This is a genomic window from Yoonia sp. (assembly GCF_017854415.1).
Classification (GTDB): Bacteria; Pseudomonadota; Alphaproteobacteria; order Rhodobacterales; family Rhodobacteraceae; genus Yoonia.
The window spans coordinates 1-20172 of the sequence record NZ_JAFMHR010000007.1 but is presented as its reverse complement, the minus strand read 5'-3'; the positions used below and the strand labels follow the sequence as shown (position 1 = coordinate 20172).

21 protein-coding genes are annotated in these 20172 nt (G+C 54.9%); 16 read left to right on the top strand and 5 right to left on the bottom strand.

What is annotated here, in order from left to right; all coding sequences use genetic code 11:
* Nucleotides 1–61: 61 nt before the first annotated feature.
* The 15 genes from trpS (at nt 62) to QZ197_RS01785 (ending at nt 12575) form a co-directional block, all read left to right on the top strand.
* Nucleotides 62–1078, top strand: coding sequence for a tryptophan--tRNA ligase (trpS, locus tag QZ197_RS01855; RefSeq protein WP_296429543.1), 1017 nt, complete (start codon nt 62–64; stop codon nt 1076–1078).
* 100 nt (nt 1079–1178) lie between these two features.
* Nucleotides 1179–1673, top strand: coding sequence for a VOC family protein (locus tag QZ197_RS01850; protein WP_296429542.1), 495 nt, complete (start codon nt 1179–1181; stop codon nt 1671–1673).
* Nucleotides 1674–1698: 25 nt separating this feature from the next.
* On the top strand, nt 1699–2562 hold the full coding sequence (locus QZ197_RS01845; RefSeq protein WP_296429541.1) for a branched-chain amino acid aminotransferase: 864 nt from the start codon (nt 1699–1701) through the stop codon (nt 2560–2562).
* A gap of 59 nt (nt 2563–2621) precedes the next feature.
* Entirely contained in the window at nt 2622–3077 is a 456-nt protein-coding gene (locus tag QZ197_RS01840; protein WP_296429540.1) for a universal stress protein, read from the top strand.
* Between the two features lie 81 nt (nt 3078–3158).
* Complete coding sequence (locus QZ197_RS01835) at nt 3159–3722, top strand: NifU family protein (protein ID WP_296429539.1); 564 nt, start codon at nt 3159–3161, stop codon at nt 3720–3722.
* Nucleotides 3712–4287 carry a tRNA (adenosine(37)-N6)-threonylcarbamoyltransferase complex dimerization subunit type 1 TsaB gene (gene tsaB, locus QZ197_RS01830; protein WP_296429538.1) on the top strand — a complete coding sequence of 192 codons (576 nt, stop codon included), beginning with the start codon at nt 3712–3714 and terminating at the stop codon, nt 4285–4287. Before QZ197_RS01835 ends, tsaB begins: the two co-directional genes overlap by 11 nt.
* Complete coding sequence (locus tag QZ197_RS01825; protein WP_296429536.1) at nt 4284–4703, top strand: GNAT family N-acetyltransferase; 420 nt, start codon at nt 4284–4286, stop codon at nt 4701–4703. The genes tsaB and QZ197_RS01825 overlap by 4 nt, the downstream gene beginning before the upstream one ends.
* A gap of 189 nt (nt 4704–4892) precedes the next feature.
* On the top strand, nt 4893–5888 hold the full coding sequence (locus tag QZ197_RS01820; protein ID WP_296429535.1) for a BMP family ABC transporter substrate-binding protein: 996 nt from the start codon (nt 4893–4895) through the stop codon (nt 5886–5888).
* Nucleotides 5889–5965: 77 nt separating this feature from the next.
* Nucleotides 5966–7504: an ABC transporter ATP-binding protein gene (locus tag QZ197_RS01815; protein WP_296429534.1), complete on the top strand. Its 1539-nt coding sequence runs from the start codon at nt 5966–5968 to the stop codon at nt 7502–7504.
* Nucleotides 7504–8595, top strand: coding sequence for an ABC transporter permease (locus tag QZ197_RS01810; protein ID WP_296429533.1), 1092 nt, complete (start codon nt 7504–7506; stop codon nt 8593–8595). The genes QZ197_RS01815 and QZ197_RS01810 overlap by 1 nt, the downstream gene beginning before the upstream one ends.
* On the top strand, nt 8592–9011 hold the full coding sequence (locus tag QZ197_RS01805) for a hypothetical protein (RefSeq protein ID WP_296429532.1): 420 nt from the start codon (nt 8592–8594) through the stop codon (nt 9009–9011). The genes QZ197_RS01810 and QZ197_RS01805 overlap by 4 nt, the downstream gene beginning before the upstream one ends.
* Nucleotides 9012–9980: an ABC transporter permease gene (locus QZ197_RS01800; RefSeq protein ID WP_296429531.1), complete on the top strand. Its 969-nt coding sequence runs from the start codon at nt 9012–9014 to the stop codon at nt 9978–9980.
* Nucleotides 9964–10767: a purine-nucleoside phosphorylase gene (locus QZ197_RS01795; protein ID WP_296429530.1), complete on the top strand. Its 804-nt coding sequence runs from the start codon at nt 9964–9966 to the stop codon at nt 10765–10767. Before QZ197_RS01800 ends, QZ197_RS01795 begins: the two co-directional genes overlap by 17 nt.
* A gap of 138 nt (nt 10768–10905) precedes the next feature.
* Nucleotides 10906–11826, top strand: coding sequence for a sulfite exporter TauE/SafE family protein (locus tag QZ197_RS01790; protein WP_296429529.1), 921 nt, complete (start codon nt 10906–10908; stop codon nt 11824–11826).
* Nucleotides 11826–12575, top strand: a complete 750-nt coding sequence (locus tag QZ197_RS01785; protein ID WP_296429528.1) for a TIGR02186 family protein — start codon at nt 11826–11828, stop codon at nt 12573–12575. Before QZ197_RS01790 ends, QZ197_RS01785 begins: the two co-directional genes overlap by 1 nt.
* On the opposite strand, the gene QZ197_RS01780 is transcribed toward QZ197_RS01785, so the two are convergent.
* The 5 genes from QZ197_RS01780 to QZ197_RS01760 form a co-directional block, all read right to left on the bottom strand.
* A complete protein-coding gene (locus QZ197_RS01780) occupies nt 12572–13282 on the bottom strand; it encodes an SDR family oxidoreductase (RefSeq protein WP_296429527.1) in 711 nt (236 codons plus the stop codon). The genes QZ197_RS01785 and QZ197_RS01780 overlap by 4 nt on opposite strands.
* Nucleotides 13279–14805, bottom strand: a complete 1527-nt coding sequence (locus QZ197_RS01775) for an AAA family ATPase (RefSeq protein WP_296429526.1) — start codon at nt 14803–14805, stop codon at nt 13279–13281. Before QZ197_RS01775 ends, QZ197_RS01780 begins: the two co-directional genes overlap by 4 nt.
* Nucleotides 14806–14853: 48 nt before the next feature.
* Nucleotides 14854–15048, bottom strand: a complete 195-nt coding sequence (locus tag QZ197_RS01770; RefSeq protein ID WP_296429525.1) for a hypothetical protein — start codon at nt 15046–15048, stop codon at nt 14854–14856.
* Nucleotides 15049–15165: 117 nt separating this feature from the next.
* Entirely contained in the window at nt 15166–16458 is a 1293-nt protein-coding gene (ccrA, locus tag QZ197_RS01765) for a crotonyl-CoA carboxylase/reductase (RefSeq protein ID WP_296429524.1), read from the bottom strand.
* A 120-nt stretch (nt 16459–16578) separates the two neighbouring features.
* Nucleotides 16579–17976, bottom strand: a complete 1398-nt coding sequence (locus tag QZ197_RS01760; RefSeq protein ID WP_296429523.1) for a 1-acyl-sn-glycerol-3-phosphate acyltransferase — start codon at nt 17974–17976, stop codon at nt 16579–16581.
* Between the two features lie 137 nt (nt 17977–18113).
* On the opposite strand from QZ197_RS01760, the gene QZ197_RS01755 reads away from it, so the two are divergent.
* On the top strand, nt 18114–20081 hold the full coding sequence (locus QZ197_RS01755; RefSeq protein ID WP_296429522.1) for a protein meaA: 1968 nt from the start codon (nt 18114–18116) through the stop codon (nt 20079–20081).
* Nucleotides 20082–20172: the final 91 nt, after the last annotated feature.

The window sequence follows — 20172 nt, the reverse complement described above, 5'->3', positions numbered from 1 at the left end:
CGGGTCTGTCTGGCATGGGTATGCGACGCCTGCCCCGAAATCTAGCCCGGACACCAACATCATGACCGAGACCTCTTTCACCCCCCGCGTTTTCTCTGGCATCAAACCGTCCGGCGGTCTGACGTTGGGCAACTATCTGGGTGCGATCAAGCGCTTTGTCGGCATGCAAGGACAGATGGAAACCATCTACTGCGTCGTTGATATGCACGCGATCACGGTCTGGCAGGACCCCAAAGAGCTTGCCAATATGACCCGCGAAGTCGCCGCAGGCTATCTGGCTGCAGGTCTTGATCCAAGCCAATCGATTTTGTTCAACCAAAGCCAAGTGTCCGCGCATGCTGAACTGGGTTGGTTGTTCAATTGTGTCGCCCGTGTCGGATGGATGAACCGCATGACGCAGTTTAAAGACAAAGCAGGCAGCAATGCTGAAAAGGTATCGCTTGGGCTTTATGCTTATCCTGCGCTGATGGCAGCTGATATTTTGCTGTATCACGCGACCCATGTTCCCGTGGGCGAAGACCAAAAGCAGCACGTTGAACTGACCCGCGATATCGCAGCCAAGTTCAACCATGATTTCAAAACTGAATTCTTCCCGATCACCGAACCTGTGATTGATGGCCCAGCCACGCGGATTATGAACCTACGCGACGGCACCAAAAAGATGTCCAAGTCTGGCGAAAGCGACATGGAACGCATCAACATGACCGATGATGCAGACAAAATCGCCAAGAAATTCAAAAAGGCCAAATCGGATCCCGAACCGCTGCCTGAAACCATTGAGGGTCTGCAAGGTCGCCCAGAGGCCCGCAACTTGGTCGAGATTTACGCAGCCCTGAATGACATGACGCCAGAGGCCGTAATCGCCGAATACGCAGGTGCTCAGTGGGGCCGCTTCAAACCTGCTTTGGCTGATCTGGCGGTCGCAAAGCTGGCGCCTATTTCTGACGATATGGCACGTTACATGGCTGATCCGGCAGAGATTGACCGTATTTTAGGCGCTGGCGCAGCAAAAGCCCGTGAAATCGCAGAACCGGTCCTGCGCGACACCTACAACATCGTGGGGCTGTTGCGCAGCTAAGCGTCTATGTGAAATCACGCACATGGCCCGTGCGAGCGGGCATCTATTGTTGCCGTAAACGCAGGTCTATGTTGGTCCCAGTTTAAAAAGGAACCAACCCATGTCTGCATCCGCTACGGCCCGCGTCGGTCACGTTCATTTGCGTGTTTCTAACCTGGATCGCGCCATTGCATTTTATGAAGGCATATTGGGCTTCCGCGTGACAATGCGTTACGGCCACGGCGCTGCTTTCTTGGCAGCGGGCGACTATCACCATCATATTGGTCTGAACACTTGGGAAAGCCTTGGGGCGACACCGCCACCTGCGGGGCATACCGGCCTTTACCATTCGGCGTTCCTGTATCCTGATCGCGCGGCATTGGCCAAAGTTCTGGCCCGTGTTGATGCTGCAGGTATCACGCTGGACGGCGCCGCCGATCACGGTGTCAGCGAGGCTGTTTATTTGCGCGACCCAGACGAAAACGGGGTCGAACTTTATGTCGATAAACCGATGGACGCGTGGCCGCGCGATACCGACGGCAACCTGCAAATGGTAAATGACCGTCTTGATGTCGCAGCCATTCGCGCACTTTACGACGGTCCCGACGCAGCCTAGGTTTGCCCAAACGAAAGGGAGCAACATGGCCACCGGCAAAAACATCTGGACATATTTTGAAGGCAAATGGCACGAGGGCGATCTGCCCATCATGCGCGCCGCAGATCATGGGTCTTGGCTTGGCTCCACGGTGTTTGACGGTGCGCGTTTTGTGAACGGTCTTTGCCCTGATCTGGATTTGCATTGCGCGCGGGTTAACAGGTCCGCCGAGGCGCTGATGATCACACCGACGGTCAGCACCGAAGACATGATCGCAATCACCTTGGAAGGCTTGGCGCATTATCCAAAGGGGGCACCGGTCTATATTCGTCCCATGTATTGGGGCATTCACGGCGATCTGACAGCGATTGTGCCCAGCCGCGATGAAACCGGCTTTGCGATCTGCCTAGAGGAAATCCCTTTTGCGGCACCAACGGCATCAACCACGCTTGGCCTGACACGTTTTCGACGTCCTGTGATCGAAAGTGCCGTTGTGAACGCCAAAGCAGGCTGCCTTTATCCCAACAACGCGCGGATGTTGACCGAGGTTCGCGCGCGCGGATTTGGCAACGCACTTGTGGCCGATGCGATGGGCAATGTGGCTGAAACAGCAACGGCAAACGTGTTCATGGTCAAGGATGGCGAGGTGTTTACCCCCATAGCAAACGGTACATTCTTGTCAGGGATCACCCGCGCGCGGCATATTTCCAATCTTCGCCTTGATGGGACAAATGTGCATGAAACAGTTCTGACTTTTGACGACTTTCGCGCCGCCGATGAGATCTTTCTTTCTGGCAACATGTCCAAAGTGACGCCAGTCACTGCATTCGAGGATCAGCAATACCAAATCGGCCCAGTGACCCGCAAAGTTCGTGAAATGTATTGGGACTGGGCGGCCAGCACTGCATAAATGTGCCGTTGCCACGCGTGCCGTGATACGTCACAGTTAGGTCGAATAAGGAGTTCACTATGCGTAAGTTCTTGGTCGTTCTAGACGATAGCCGCGAGTGCCTGAATGCAATGCGCTTTGCTGCGATGCGCGCGTCACATACAGGTGGCGGCGTTGCCGTTCTAGCAGTCATTCCGCCGGACGAGTTCAACCACTGGATCGGTGTCGGCGAAATCATGCGCGCCGAAGCCCGCGAACGGATTGAAGTCCACTTTGAGGTGTTCGCAAAATGGATGCGCGACAAGCAAAATGTCGATCCAGAGCTGATCATACGCGAGGGCGAACCGCTTGCCGAAATCATGGCGCAAGTGAATGAAGATCCCGATATCGGCGTGCTTGTCCTAGGCGCTGGCGATGACAGCAAAGGCCCCGGCCCGCTTGTCACTCACATGAGCCGCCAAGCAGGCAGCCTGCCAATTCCGCTGACAATTGTCCCGGGTGACATTTCAAAAGAACGGCTTGAAGCGATCACGTAAGCCCATTTTAGAATCATTCCAAACCTTGACAGTTGGGCCTGCCGTGCGCATATCTATATTCTGATAAAAAAGGTTTGCACCATGTTCATCCAAACTGAATCGACACCAAATCCTGCAACGCTCAAGTTTCTGCCCGGTCAGAATGTACTTGAAGTCGGCACCGCCGATTTCCCAAGTATTGATGCCGCAGATGGTTCTCCGCTTGCGAAACGCATTTTTGCGACCGGCGGCGTGACAGGCGTGTTCTTCGGGATCGACTTTGTGACAGTCACCAAAGCTGACGAGATGGAATGGGACCACATCAAGCCCGGCATCTTGGGCGCGATCATGGAACACTACCAGTCGGGACAATCTGTGATGGCAGATGACCACAAACCCGCTAGCGGCCACGCTGAACATTCTGGTGAAGACGGCGAGATCGTCGACCAGATCAAAGAACTTCTTGATACGCGCGTGCGTCCTGCCGTCGCCCAAGATGGCGGCGACATTACATTTCACGGATTCGAGCGCGGGATCGTTTATCTGCACATGCAAGGGGCCTGCGCGGGTTGCCCATCGTCAACGTTGACGCTGAAAATGGGTATCGAAAATCTGCTGCGCCATTACATCCCCGAGGTGGTCGAGGTCCGGCCAGTTGCAGCCTAAGCCAACCTTACTTGCATTTGATACATCGGCGGCGCATTGCGCCGCCGCTTTGTTGTTGAATGGGCAGGTGGTCACACGCATTGACGAAATGGCCAAAGGTCAGGCCGAGCATCTGATGCCAATGTTGGAAGAAATGCTAGCTGCGGCAGATCTGACGTGGGCCGATCTTGACGGGATTGGCGTGGGCATTGGGCCGGGGAACTTTACCGGCATTCGGATTTCGCTTGGGGCGGCACGCGGTCTTGCGCTTGGACTTGGAAAGCCTGCAATCGGGGTGAACGGGTTTGACGCGCGGGCGTTTCAAGAACCGCTTCCCTTTACGGCCACCATTCCGGCGCCGCGCGAACAATCCTACGCGCAAGCCTTTACGCAGAATGGCATAAGCCCCCCTGAACAATGCGAAACACCTGCTGGGCCGCAAAAACCTGCAGCGATACTGATCTCTGCAATCGCATATATCGCAGCCGCTCGCTTGGACGATCCTGTGATACGCCCTGCCCCGCTTTATATCCGCAGCGCAGATGCAGCCCCACCGCGTGATCCCGCGCCAAACATTCTGCCATGACCCCTGAAACGCTGGCCGCGATCCACGCCAAAGCCTTCAGCGCGACCCGCGTTTGGTCGACTGCAGAATTCGCGTCCCTGCTGTCGCACACCGGCACATTTGTGCAAGGCGACGCCGACAGCTTTGCGTTGATCCGCGTGGTCACCGACGAAGCCGAAGTTTTGACGCTTGCCACTGACCCCAGAAAGCGGCGGCAGGGCCTTGCCAAGACCACGTTAACCCACGGTGAAACCGCAGCTCAAGCTGCAGGTGCAACAATGATGTTCTTGGAGGTAGGCGAAGACAACATCGCCGCAAAAGCGCTTTATGCCGCATGCGGGTACACCCAAGTCGGACGTCGCCCCGGTTACTATCTGCCTAAAGATGCCGCACCCGTTGCCGCATTGGTCATGCGCAAGGAACTAAATCGCTCCTGACCCAGCGTCATGCAGGCTTCGACGCGTGTTTAACATGGCGATACACCCGTTTTAGACCAAAAAGCAGTTGATCTTCGCGGCTAGGCAAGGCCTTATCTTGCGATGACCGGACTCGCTATGTCTGGGCTTTCAACAGAGGGGGCGCATGTTGCCCGCTAAACCTCGCGTAACGACCTGGGAGAATTATTAATGACACTTATGCACAAATTTCTTGGCGCATCTGCTGCGCTGGCACTGACTGCCGGTACTGCTTTTGCAGATCCAGCCATTCTTTTCGATCTTGGCGGCAAGTTCGACAAATCCTTCAACGAAAGCGCCTACAACGGTGCAGAGCGTTGGGCGACAGAAACTGGCGGTTCCTACGCTGAAGTCGAAATTCAGTCCGACGCACAGCGCGAACAGGCGATCCGTCGCTTTGCTGAATCCGGCGCGAACCCGATCGTCATGGCTGGCTTCTCTTGGGCCACACCATTGGCTGAAGTTGCGGCCGACTATCCAGACACCAAGTTTACGATCATCGACATGGTCGTTGATGCACCAAACGTGCGCTCTGTTGTGTTCAACGAGCACGAAGGTTCCTACCTTGTCGGCATGATGGCCGCGATGGCATCCGAGACAGGCACCGTGTCCTTTATCGGCGGCATGGACATCCCGCTGATCCGCAAGTTCGCTTGTGGCTATGCACAGGGTGCAAGAGCTGTGAACGCTGACGCGACCGTGATCGCCAACATGACAGGCACAACACCTGCCGCTTGGAACGATCCGGTAAAAGGCTCCGAGCTGACATTGGCGCAGATCAGCCAAGGTTCTGACGTTGTGTTTGCGGCCGCTGGCGGCACAGGCGTTGGCGTTCTGCAGACAGCTGCAGACGAAAGCATCCTGTCAATCGGTGTTGACGCGAACCAGAACTACCTGCACCCCGGTCAGGTTCTGACATCCATGATGAAGCGCGTTGATAACGCCGTTTATGAAGCTTTCACACAAGGTGAAATGCTCGAAACCGGCTTCAACGTGATGGGTGTTTCAAACGACGGTGTGGGCTACGCACTCGACGAATTCAACGCCGAGCTTGTTTCTGCTGAAATGCAGGCAACAGTTGACGCAGCCGCCGCTGCAATCACAGCTGGCGATCTGATGGTTCACGACTACACATCTGACGAAAGCTGCCCAGCGCTCGACTTCTAAGTTGACGCAAAGGCCATAAAACAAGGCCGCGCTGAGAAATCTGCGCGGCCTTTTGCATTCCAAGAACAGGTGCCCCAATGAACGACATAGCCCCCGCCATTGAACTAAAAGGCATCTCCAAGGCCTTTGGCCCTGTTCAAGCGAACAAAGATATTTCCATCCGCGTCATGCCTGGCACGATCCACGGGATCATCGGCGAGAACGGCGCGGGCAAATCGACGCTGATGTCGATTTTGTATGGGTTTTATAAGGCAGATGCCGGCGAAATCTACATTTCAGGTCGCAAAACTGCAATTCCCGATAGCCAAGCAGCGATCGCTGCGGGCATCGGCATGGTGTTCCAGCACTTTAAACTGGTCGAAAATTTCACAGTTCTTGAGAACGTCGTTCTAGGCGCCGAAGACAGCGCCCTGCTGCGCCCCTCACTAGCGCGCGCGCGGCGCGAGTTGAAAAGCCTCGCTGAAGAATATGAGTTGAACGTGGACCCAGATGCCTTGATCGAAGAAGTCGGCGTCGGCATGCAACAGCGCGTCGAGATTCTTAAGGCACTCTACCGCAAAGCCGACATTCTGATTTTGGATGAACCCACTGGCGTACTGACCCCCGCCGAGGCAGATCACCTGTTTCGCATTCTTGAAAACCTCAAGCGCGAAGGCAAAACGATCATCCTGATTACGCACAAACTGCGCGAAATCATGGAAATTACCGACACGGTAAGCGTGATGCGGCGCGGCGAAATGACCGCGACGGTCAAAACTTCTGAAACTAGCCCTCCTGCACTTGCCGAACTGATGGTCGGGCGCAAGGTTCTGCTGCAAGTCGACAAAGCACCCGCCACAATCGGACGCGAAATTCTTGAGGTGAAAAATCTTAATGTCACCGACGACAAGGGCGTTCACCGCGTCAAAGGCATCAGCTTTGATGTGCATGCGGGTGAAATCCTTGGCATCGCTGGTGTTGCGGGCAACGGCCAGTCTGAACTGCTCGAAGTACTTGGCGGTTACGAAAAAGCGACCGGCACAATCATTGTTAACGGCGAGGAACTTGATCTGACGGGCGCAAAATCCGACGGGCAAAGCAGGCGCGCCCGCGGCATCAGCCACGTTCCCGAAGACCGCCAGCGCGAAGGTCTGATCATGGACTTTCACGCATGGGAAAACACCGCGTTCGGCTATCATCATGACGCAGAATACCAACGCTCCAGGCTGTTCATGGACAACGCCGCAATCCGCAAAGATACCGAGGAAAAGATGGCCCGTTTCGACGTGCGCCCGCCCGATCCTTCACTCGCGGCCAAGAGTTTTTCAGGCGGCAACCAACAGAAAATCGTCCTCGCCCGCGAGATCGAACAGAACCCCGACTTGCTGCTGATCGGCCAACCGACACGCGGTGTGGACATCGGTGCGATCGAATTTATCCACCAACAAATTGTTGCACTTAGGGATCAGGGCAAAGCAATTTTGTTGGTTTCCGTAGAGTTAGAAGAGATTTTATCCCTCTCTGACCGGATTGCCGTTATGTTCGACGGAAAAATAATGGGCGAGCGGATGCCTCAAAATACAGATGAAAAAGAACTCGGGCTGCTAATGGCAGGCATGAACGGGGAGACGGCGTAATGGACGTTATGCCAAAGTGGGCCGATGTGATCTTGATCCCTTTGATCTCGATCTTGTTGGCCGCAATCCTGTCTGCGCTTGTGATTTTGGCGATTGGCGAAAGCCCTTGGGCCGCATTGAAATTGATGGTCGATGGCGCGCTCGGGTCCACCTATGGCTGGGGCTACACGCTTTATTACGCGACCAACTTTATCTTCACAGGTCTAGCGGTTTCCATCGCTTTTCATGCGCGTTTATTCAACATCGGCGGCGAAGGCCAAGCGTTGATTGGTGGCTTGGGTGTTGCCATTATCTGCTTGTTCATCCCTTGGCCACACTGGTCGTTGGCACTGCTGGGTGCTGCAATCGGTGCCGCCGTCTTTGGCGCGGCATGGGCCGCAATTCCAGCATTTTTGCAGGCCAAGCGTGGCAGCCACATCGTCATTACGACGATCATGTTCAACTTTATCGCAGCGGCCGTGCTGAACTACTTCTTGATCGGCGCACTCAAAGCGCCCGGCATGGAACCTGCCACACCCAAGTTCCCAGAAGCCACGCATCTGCCGTCTTTCCAAGACATGTTCAACTTTGGCGAAACCACGTTTTTCCGTGGTGCGCCTGCAAATGTGACATTCTTTGTGGCGCTAGCTGCATGTGTCGCGTTGTGGGCATTGATCTGGAAAACACGGCTTGGCTATGAAATCCGGTCGTTCGGTCATTCGGAATCCGCGGCTAAATACGCGGGCATCAGCCCGACCAAAATTATCATGGTCACCATGCTTATCTCAGGCGCTCTTGCCGGCATGATGGCCATCAACAACGTACAGGGCGAGGCCGAACGGCTGGTCCTGAACGCAGTGGAGGGGGCGGGCTTTATTGGCATCGCCGTCGCACTGATGGGGCGCAGCCATCCTTTCGGGGTACTGCTGGCGGCCCTTCTTTTCGGCTTTCTATATCAAGGCGGCGCAGAACTCGCCCTATGGACGTCGATCCCCCGTGAGTTGATCATCGTAATACAGGCATTGGTGATCCTCTTTACGGGTGCACTAGACAATATGGTGCGCATGCCGCTCGAGCGGCTATTCCTGGCAATGAGGAGAGCAAAAACATGACAGGACCATTCAAAATAGGTGTTGAAGACGACACCGGTGCGGATTTGGGCTTTGTGCTCAGCTGTCTCGCACTTGGCATGATTTCGATGGAAGAACTCCACCAATGGGTTCACCACGTGATTGACCTTACACCTAGCGCAGATATTCCACCGCATCTGGTAGCGTTGCTGTCGCTGAAAAAACCAAGCAGCGTCCTGCAATCGAATGGCGCGGGCTTACCGCGCATGCCGCATGACCCGCTCATCACAGATGACCGGTTTGATGCGATGCTGGGGCTGCAGTTCTTTCTGCGCCGGGACAAGACCCAAGCGGTCGACATCACACAAGCGCAGGCCGAAGCAGCTTTGCGCCAAAATCCAGAGGTCGCAGATCGTTTCTTTGCCCTCTTCCCGTTCCTGATGGAGAAAGCCGCCTAAATGGATTTCGCAACCCTCTTGCAAATGCTGGACGCCACTTTGCGTCTGGCGACCCCGCTTCTTTTGGCCTGCCTTGCAGGTCTATTTTCAGAGCGGGCCGGTATTTTCGATATCGGGCTAGAGGGAAAAATGCTGGCGGCCGCCTTTCTTTCGGCCGCCATCGCCGCTGTTTCCGGCAGCGTATGGCTAGGGCTTTTGGCAGGCATCGGCGCATCGCTGGCCTTGTCACTTGTCCACGGGTTGGCTTCAATCACATTCCGCGGCAACCAATTGATATCAGGGGTCGCAATCAACTTTCTGGCGGCTGGTTTGACGGTTGTCATCGCCCAAAGCTGGTTCCGCCAAGGCGGACGTACACCACAGTTGTCCGGTGATGCCCGTTTCAACCCAATTGAGCTGCCTTTTGCAGAAGCACTACAGAACGTCCCAATTCTAGGCCCAATTTATTACGAACTTATTTCCGGACACACGATCCTTGTCTACGTCGCCCTACTAACGGTGCCGCTGACATGGTGGATCTTGTTCCGTACGCGTTTCGGCCTGCGCCTGCGCGCTGTCGGCGAAAACCCTGCTGCGGTTGATACTGCCGGTGTTTCCGTCGTCTGGCTGCGTTTTGCGGCAGTCGGCATCTGCGGCATTCTTTGTGGCATCGCGGGTGCTTATCTGGCCACGGCCCTGCAAGCGGGGTTCGTCAAAGACATGAGCGCTGGTCGCGGCTTTATCGCACTTGCAGCCCTGATTTTCGCCAAGTGGCGCCCATGGTACGCGCTCTACGCCTGCCTGCTGTTTGGTTTTCTGCAAGCGATGTCGTTGCGCTCTGATGTCATCGAAAACGTTATTGGCTTCCAAGTGAACGGTCAGTTCCTTGATGTGTTGCCATACATCCTGACGGTCGTAATCCTGGCAGGTTTCGTCGGCAAAGCGATCCCGCCCCGCGCTGGTGGAGAGCCTTATGTCAAAGAACGCTAAGACCCTCGCCGACGCCATCCGCGCAAAGGTAGGCGATACGCCAGTGCAGATTGGCATGATCCTTGGCTCTGGCCTTGGGCATATCGCAAATGAAGTGGACGGGGTCGCTATCCCCTATTCAGACCTGCCTGGATTTCCGCATGCAGGCGTATCAGGACACAACCCAAACCTTGTGATTGGCAACCTTGAAGGCGTGCGTGTCGCGGTTTTTGGCGGACGCGCGCATTATTACGAAAGCGGTCGTGGTGATGCCATGCGACTGCCTTTGGAGGTTCTTAAAGAACTTGGCGCGGATACCATGATCGCGACGAATGCGGCCGGATCACTGCGGGCGGATATGCCAACCGGATCAATCATGTGCCTGTCCGATCATATCAATTTCTCTGGGCTGAACCCGCTGATTGGCGAACCAACCGACGCACGCTTTGTACCGATGAAGGATGCCTACGATCCAGACACTCGCAAAGCCTTGCGAGCAGCGGCGAATGCCGCTGAAGTCGAAATGGCTGACGGTGTTTATGCTTGGTACTCTGGCCCGTCATTCGAGACACCCGCAGAAATCCGCGCAATCGCAATGCTGGGCGCTGATGCCGTAGGCATGTCGACGGTCCCCGAAGTGATCCTCGCGCGGTTCCTTGGGCTTAAGGCCGCTGCAATTTCGACGATCACCAACATGGCGGCCGGCATGAGCGACGAAGCCATCAGCCATGAACACACAAAAGCCATGGCACCCATCGGTGCCGCCAAACTGGAAAAAGTCTTGCGCGGCTATCTGCGCACGCTTTGATAAGTCCAAATAGGTCACACCATTAGGTCCACGTTGCGGAATTGCTGCATTTGCAGCGTGAATTGCGTCGGAGCATTTGACAGGGACGCTTGAAACGTTTTTGGTGCATGCAGCGGCACAAGCGCCCCGGAATAGCTCATGCAAATTTATCTTCCAATCGCCGAAGTTTCGGTGAACGCCTTCCTATTACTTGGACTTGGCGGAATTGTGGGCGTTTTATCGGGCATGTTTGGCGTCGGTGGCGGTTTTTTGATGACGCCACTGTTGTTCTTTATCGGCATTCCACCGGCTGTGGCCGTGGCGACCGAAGCAAACCAAATTGTTGCATCCTCTTTTTCTGGCGTTCTTGCGCACCTGAAACGAAAGACGGTGGATCTCCGAATGGGGACGGTGCTGCTGATCGGGGGCCTTGTTGGCTCCGGTCTTGGCATCATCATATTTAACTACCTCAAGGCAATGGGTCAGGTCGAACTGCTGGTGCAGCTTTGCTATGTCGTGTTCCTTGGGATGATCGGCACGCTGATGTTCTTCGAAAGCCTGAAGGCTATTCGCAAAAGCAAAAAAGCGGGCGGTGTTTCTGTCCCGACGCGGCGCAAACATAACTGGGTACACAACCTGCCCTTCAAGATGAAGTTTCGGGTATCTGGCCTTTATATCTCTGTCATACCGCCCCTGATTGTCGGTGTTCTGGTTGGTGTGTTAGCCGCGATTATGGGCGTCGGTGGTGGCTTCATCATGGTACCAGCGATGATCTATTTGCTGGGCATGCCAACTAAAGTTGTTGTTGGCACTTCGCTGTTCCAGATCATCTTTGTGACCGCCTTTACTACTATGCTGCACGCGACCACGAACTTTACAGTTGATATCGTGCTTGCCGTTCTGTTGTTGGTTGGTGGCGTGATCGGCGCACAGATCGGCACGCGCATCGGCGTCAAAATGAAGGCCGAACAGTTGCGCATCTGGCTGGCCATCATGGTGTTGGCAGTCTGCGGCAAACTCGCGTTTGATCTGCTTGTCATGCCGAGCGAGCTGTTTTCACTCGGCACTGGGGGCCATTGATGATCCGCTTATTGGTCCTGTTCCTGCTGATTGCAGCCCCCGTCAAAGCCGAAGAAATCGTGCTTGGGCTTAGCCGCGACCAAGTATCCATTACAGCCACATTTGAAGGTTCCGAAATTCTGATTTTCGGCGCGATCAAAAGGGACGCGCCCATTCGCACCGATAGCGACCTTGGTGTGATTGTTACTGTTGCTGGTCCCGATATGCCGGTCACCGTGCGCAAGAAAGATCGGCGTTTGGGGATTTGGGTCAATACTGAATCGGTTGACGTCGATGTGGCACCAACATTTTACGCTGTCGCCACCAACCGCCCGTTGACCGAGATTCTGACCTTTACCGAAGATTTGAACACACGCATTAGCACGCAACGTGCGATCCGTTCTGTCGGGGCGACCGTTGACAGCGCCGAAACCTTTACAGAGGCCCTAATCCGCATCCGCGCCAACCAAGGCTTGTACCAGACATTGCCCACAGGCGTATTGGTCCAAGAGGAATCCTTGTTCCGCACTCTGATCCCGTTGCCCGCCAACTTGACCGAAGGTGACTACAAGGCCGAGATTTACCTCACCCGTGGCGGTGAGATCGTTGATTTGTATACAACGACAATTCCCGTCAAAAAGGTGGGTCTTGAGCGGTGGCTTTATAACCTCGCCCATGAAAATGCGTTTCTTTATGGCCTGATGTCGCTTTCGATTGCGATTGCGGCCGGCTGGGGCGCATCGGCGATCTTTACAGTGTTGCGCCGCTAGCCGCGCCCGATATGCGGCATCTTGGTGGCCATCACCATCATCGATTGCACATTCGCTTCTGGCGGCAATGTTGCCATGTGAAAAACTGACCGCGCGACGTCTAGAACGGCCATACTTGGCAGCGGCTCAAGCCCTTGTGCGGCACGCGTCTTTTCAAGGTTCAACACCAAATCAGTCCGCGCATTGCCGATGTCAATTTGCCCGCAAGCGATATCAAATGCACGACCGTCCAGCGATAGCGTCTTGGTCAGACCGCTCACGCCGTGTTTCGTGGTCGTATAACAGATCGAGCCTTCGCGCGGCGTATAAGCCGAAATTGACCCGTTATTAATGATGCGTCCACCTTGCGGCGTTTGGTTGCGCATCTGCCGAAAGGCTGCGCGGGCACACAAGAACATGCCAGTCAGGTTCACGTCGATAACCTGTTTCCAATCCTCGAGCGATATCTGATCGATCGTGGTCTGCGGGCCAAACATCCCCGCGTTATTAAACAGCACATCCAAATGCCCGAAAGCTGCAAAAGCTGCGTCGACCGCCGCCTCGTCTGTCACGTCACAAGGCAGATGAACGGCATTCTCGTGAACCACCTCTGCCAGCGCATCGGCACGACGGGCAATCAAACCAACCCGCCAGCCGTGCGCCAAAAAATACTCTGCCGTTTCGCGGCCGATACCACTGCTGGCACCTGTGATGATGATTGATTTCATATCTCTTCGCTCCTCAGTTCAAGGGGGACGGCGGGGACTTCTAGGTCATCGACCCGCAATATCCCCTGCGGCCGCCCAAGACGGTTTCTTACGACCCAGCGCAATTGGGTCTCGGCCCGGGTAATCGCCACATAGGCCAAGCGCTTCCAAAGCGGCTGCCCTGCCTCGATCCGACCCATCCGCGAGGCGGCATAAATGTCGGGAGCAAAGACTTGTACCGTGTCCCATTGCGACCCTTGGGCTTTGTGGATCGTGACCGCCGCACCATGCAAAAACGTAGCCCCCATACGGGCGGCAAACGGAATGAACGGTTCAGCATCGCCTTCTTGTTCGATTTTCACAATCGAGGCAGCACTGACCTGCGGATCTTCTGCGCCCATCACGTGTAGACGCGAAAATCCCGGTTTGCGGCCAGGTCCCAAATAGATGACTTGCGCGCCTTTGATCAGGCCGCGCGCCTCTAGATCAAGGCGCTTTTTACGGTGTTTCAGCGGCAATTCAATCCCGTCACAGACCAATGGCTCGCCTGCCAACAACTCGTCGGCGGGCGCGTCAAAAGCGGCCCGAAACGCATGAATTAAACGAATACGTGTTGCATTGCGCCATACCAAACAAGGCGAACGCGCCATCAAATCCGCCTCGACCCTCTGGGCCATCACGACACGTTCATCAGTTTGGGAGGCTTCTTCAACCATCCGTTCAAACGCGTGAAAATCAAGCTGGGGGTCGGCAAGCGCATGGGCCAGGTCAAGGATCGGGTTGCCTGCATCTTGGCGATGAATACGGCTAAGTGTCAGAACACGCGGGGCTGGCAAAGTCTCAAACACCATGCCACCACTCGATTGCACTGGCGGCAACTGCGCGGGATCACCAAACAGAAGGAGTGTCGGGAAAATCTCTTGAAGGTCCTCAAACTGCTTTGCGTCCAACATCGAGCTTTCATCGACAAACCCGATGTCCAGCCCCTCTTCGCGGCGCTTCCAACCTGTAATAAAATCGCTGCCGCGCAATCCGGCCGCGGCAAGTGCTGCAGGGATCGATTTGTTGATTTGATAAGACGCAAAGGCGCGATCAAGTGCAATCTCTGTCAGCCCTTCAATGTCGGGCTTTTCACCCTGCCCCGCCAGCCATTCCGCGACCTTTTCATATTCGGGATCATAGACGGGCGTGTACAGAATGCGGTGGATCGTGGTCGCGGGGACACCGTGATTGCGCAGGACGCTAGCCGCTTTATTGGTAGGCGCCAGAATAGCCAAGGTGCGGCGATCCTTGCGTTTACGCCCTTCCCAGTCGCCAGAGATAATATCGACGCCTGCGTCTTCCAACGCGCGATAAAGCTTGGCCAGCAACATCGTTTTGCCCGACCCCGCCTTGCCGATTACGGCCAGAACAGATGGGCTATCCGATTGCGGCGGCTGCAGCAGACTATCGTCTAAATCAATGCCGGACTGGCGCAAGACAGCTGCGATATTATCCCAAGCCTCTGCTTGATCTTCCGAAAATGTAATGGTGGGTGCGTTCATGCGGTGACTGTATCTGGACCAACCAAGTGCTGCCAGCGCTATTGGCGTCTAGTCTTTGCCAATTGCATCCGAAGGCGCACTGTCATCACCTGACCATTGCGCGGGATGATGTCGCCGCGTGGCAACTTCGACCGTAGCGATAAGCATAGCTTCATCTAACTGCGCGCATAACAGCGGCATGTCATTGTGATCGGCAAATGACTGTAAGTCAGCCAGAACCTCGATGATCCAGTCGTTGCCCATGCGTGACCGTCGCTGGGAAACATTAATTATCCATTAACAATTGAAGGCAAAGACCGAAGGTGCATAAAAAAGGGCGCAGCCTTTTCTGACCGCGCCCAGCTTAGGAATAAAAATGCCTTAGCGGTTTTGCGACGCTTCCAAGGTATCCTCGAAAGTACGCAAACCCATCACTGGCGCTTGCACGAGTACCGCCATATTGCCGGGCTTATGCTCATTGCGTCGCATTTTCGTGTGCGCCTTGGGAATATCCGCCCAGTCAAAGCATTCGGACATGCACGGATCGAGGCGTTGCTCGCGCATCAAATTGTTGGCGGCACTGGCCTGCTTGAGATGGGCAAAATGGCTGCCTTGCAGGCGCTTTTGATGCATCCACATATACCGCACGTCGAAAGTGCAGTTAAAGCCTGTGGTGCCCGCACAAATCACGACCATGCCACCCTTTTTACAGACCAAAGATGACACAGGAAATGTCGCCTCGCCGGGGTGTTCAAAGACCATGTCTACGTTAACGCCTTTACCTGTGATCGCCCAAATCGCTTTGCCGAACTTGCGCGCCTCTTTCAGCCAAATATCATATTCGGGGGTGTTCACGGTAGGCAATTGGCCCCAGCAGCTAAAATCATTGCGGTTGATGACGCCCTTGGCACCCAACGACATAACAAACTCGCGCTTGCTTTCGTCGCTGATGACACCGATTGCGTTGGCACCAGCGGTATTGATCAACTGGATCGCATAAGAGCCCAGACCGCCAGATGCGCCCCATACCAGCACGTTCTGACCGGGCTTGAGGTCATGCGGTTCGTGACCGAACAACATCCGATATGCAGTCGCAAGTGTCAGCGTGTAGCAAGCACTTTCTTCCCATGTGAGGTGCTGTGGGCGCGGCATCAATTGCTGGGACTGCACGCATGTAAACTGCGCAAATGATCCGTCGGGTGTTTCATACCCCCAAATCCGCTGGCTTTCAGAAAACATCGGATCGCCACCATTGCATTCCTCGTCGTCGCCGTCGTCCTGATTGCAATGGATCACGACTTCATCGCCGACCTTCCAACGCTTGACCTTGTCACCAACGGCCCAAACGATGCCAGCGGCATCAGAACCTGCAATGTGAAAATCTGCCTTGTGTACGTCAAAAGGACTGATCGGCACGCCGAGGCCTGCCCAGACACCATTGTAATTCACACCAGCGGCCATAACCAACACCAAGACTTCGTTGCTATCGGGCTTGGGACAATCGACAACTTCCAACTGGAAGGCCTTATCAGGCTCTCCGTGGCGTTCACGGCGGATCGTCCATGCGTGCATCTGACCGGGAACGTAACCTAACGGAGGCATTTCGCCCATGTCATAAAGATCTTTTTCGGGCGCTGCATAAGTTGCCCCGTGGGCAGATTGGTCAAGGGCCATCTCGGTCTCCATCACTCAGTTTTCAAATTTCGCCGCACCGCAGAATCGATGCCGTTGGCAAATGGATACAAGATCGCAAAGTAACTTTGCAACCCATTATGGTCCAGTTTTGTAATTTAATTACCCTGCAACCGCAGCAATTTCGTCCGTTTTTGCTGCAACTGCATCAAAATGATGCGCTATCGAGTTCGCATAGAAGGTCAAGACAGCCCGCCCTTGGTCGGTGACACTGACGCCTGCATCTGATTCCACGACAAGACCACGGGCCGTCAAACGGCTCATCGCATCTTTCACGACCTCCCCTGACTTTCGGCGCGGGCAGGGCACACGGCGCTCATTCAACGATGCTAGCGACCGTGTCACAGCCGCTTCCAGATCTGGAATCAGGATTGGCTCACTGTTTAGAATGTGTCGGGACACTAACGGAACCGCCAGAACAGGGGTCACGTTGGCGATACGCTGCATCAGTTCATTCGCGATTGCATGCGTCAGGTCGCTGTCACCTTCAACATGGTACTTCGACAGTTCAAGCGGCTCTCCAAAGCTAACAGATGCCACGCCAAATCCGCGGAAACGCCGCGTCATGCGCAAAATGATGTGGCGTCCCACGCGTCTGAAAACAGCAAACATCGACGGCTTGAAACGGCGCGTTCCTGATTGATCGGCTTTGATCAGGATCGTATCCTCAAGCACGCGGTCATAGTTAATCGCGACCGGCACAAAGATCACTTCGCGTGCGGCAGGGTCAAAGTCTTCGACAATATAATTCAGCAAACCCATACGGGGCGGGGCAAGCAAACCGTTTAGACTTAGCCCGCCTTCGGGGAACACAGCTTGGCTCACGCCGCCACGTGTGGCCATCTGCACATAACGCGCAAGCACCTTGCGATACAGCGCGCCACGCGATCTGCGCCGGATGAAATAGGCACCCATCGCACGAATAACCGCCGACAACGGCCAGACCCGCGCCCATTCCCCGACTGCATAAGACAGCGCACCAGCGTTGGCCGCCAGATACGTTACCAACACGTAGTCCATGTTACTGCGGTGGTTGATAACAAAGATTACGGCGGCATCTGGATCGATTTTCTCAAGGCGCTTGCGGTCAAATGTGCCCAGCTTGATCCGGTAGAGCGACTTTGAAAGCCAGCGCGCCAACCGGATACCAACACCGAAGTAAGCAGTTGCCGAAAACGATGGGACAATTTCGCGAGCATAGCGACGCGCCTGCTCGAACGCTACGTTCTCGGGGATCTTCTCGCTGCGGGCATGTTCAACAATCGCCTGCGTGACTTGCGGGTCATAAAGCAGGCGTTGGATCATGTCATAACGCAATGCCAACTTGAACGGTTCAATCGGGCGCTGCAGCCGCTTGTTGACCTTTGCAATCACCCGCTCTGCACGTTTACGGAAAAACCACCGCACAGACGGGAATAAGAAGTGGGACGCAAAAGTGACCCCTGCAAACAGGAGAATCAAAACAAAAACCCAGACGGGCATAGAGACAGTTTGCGTCATCTCATGAACGTGACAGGGAACGCGGGGAAGGTAAATCCCGTCATGCCGCAACGCAGCGAATTGACAGCGCCACAAAATGTCCGATAAACACCTCCATGAGTAATTAAATTACCCAAATTGATTCAGGAGTACCCCGTATGTCGCAACCGCAGAAAGATCGCCCTTGGCTGTTTCGGACATATGCAGGTCACTCTACCGCGAAAGCATCGAATGCGCTGTATCGCGGCAACCTTGCCAAGGGCCAAACCGGACTCTCGGTTGCCTTCGATCTGCCAACGCAAACGGGATATGACAGCGATCATATCTTGGCGAAAGGCGAGGTCGGCAAAGTTGGTGTGCCTGTTAACCACTTGGGCGATATGCGCGCCTTGTTTGACGATATTCCGCTCGATCAGATGAACACGTCTATGACGATCAACGCGACCGCCCCTTGGTTGCTGTCGCTTTATATCGCCGTGGCCGAAGAACAAGGTGCCGACATCAGCGCACTGCAAGGCACCGTGCAAAACGACATCATCAAGGAATACCTGTCGCGCGGCACTTACATCTGCCCGCCAGAACCATCGCTTCGCATGATCACGGACGTCGCCGCCTACACCCGTGAACACCTGCCCAAATGGAACCCGATGAACGTGTGTTCCTATCACTTGCAAGAAGCCGGAGCGACACCCGAGGAAGAACTCGCCTTTGCATTGGCCACCGCCACCGCCGTTCTAGACGATCTGAAAGGCAAAGTACCCGCCGAACATTTCCCCGCGATGGTGGGTCGCATTTCGTTTTTCGTAAATGCCGGAATTCGGTTCGTGACTGAGTTGTGCAAAATGCGCGCATTCGTAGAGCTTTGGGACGAGATTTGCGCAACACGCTATAATGTCGAAGACGCGAAATATCGCCGCTTCCGGTATGGCGTACAGGTTAATTCGCTTGGATTGACCGAACAGCAACCCGAAAATAACGTCTACCGTATTCTGCTGGAAACGCTTGCTGTGACGCTTTCGAAAAATGCCCGTGCGCGCGCAGTGCAATTGCCTGCATGGAACGAAGCATTGGGGTTGCCCCGCCCTTGGGACCAGCAATGGTCACTGCGGATGCAACAAATTCTGGCTTATGAAACAGACCTTTTGGAATTTGACGATCTATTCGACGGAAACCCCGCAATTGACCGCAAAGTAAATGAACTCAAAGAAGGGGCGCGTGCTGAATTGGCGCAGATCGACGGCATGGGTGGCGCAGTAGGCGCGATTGCTTATATGAAATCCCGTCTTGTCGAAAGTAACGCAGCGCGCATCGGCGGTATTGAACGCGGTGACACAATCGTTGTTGGCGTGAACAAGTGGCAAGCGGGCGAACCTTCACCGCTGACAGCTGGCGACGACGCAATCATGATTGCCGATCCGCAAGCCGAAGCCGATCAGCTGAACCGTTTATCCAAATGGAAATCGGCACGCGATGACAATGCCGTTCAAGCAGCACTTGGTGCCCTGCGTGCAGCCGCAAAAGACGGCAGCAACGTTATGCCGCCATCAATTCTATGTGCGCGCGCAGGTGTCACAACAGGCGAATGGTCGGACGTGATCCGCAGTGTTTTCGGGCAATACCGCGCGCCAACTGGCGTCAGCAGCAATCAGTCAAACCGGACCGAAGGGCTAGAGGAGTTGCGCGAACAGGTCGATCTGGTCAGTGCAGCCTTGGGTCGTCGCCTCAAGTTCCTTGTCGGAAAGCCGGGGTTGGATGGCCATTCCAACGGGGCAGAGCAAATCGCAACCCGTGCGCGTGATTGCGGAATGGATATTGACTACGAAGGTATTCGGCTAACCCCCGAAGAAATCGTGAGTGCGGCCCAGAATGGCGATGTGCATGTTATTGGCCTGTCCATTCTGTCCGGCTCGCATATTCCACTCGTGCGCGATGTCATGGCGCGTTTGAATACCGCTGGTATCACCCATATTCCGGTGATTGCAGGCGGTATTATTCCCGAAGACGACGCGCGTGAATTGCGCGCCATGGGTGTAGCGAAAGTCTACACGCCGAAGGATTTCGAATTGAATAAGATCATGGCAGATATCGTTACATTGGTTGATCCGCGCTCTGTTGCGGCAGAATAGTCGGCGATTTTTTACGCTTTAGTATAGGTGCTTCACTTTGAGGGTGTCCCTCGTAAAAACTGCTGCTATTGTCTGTTCCCAAAAACGGGAG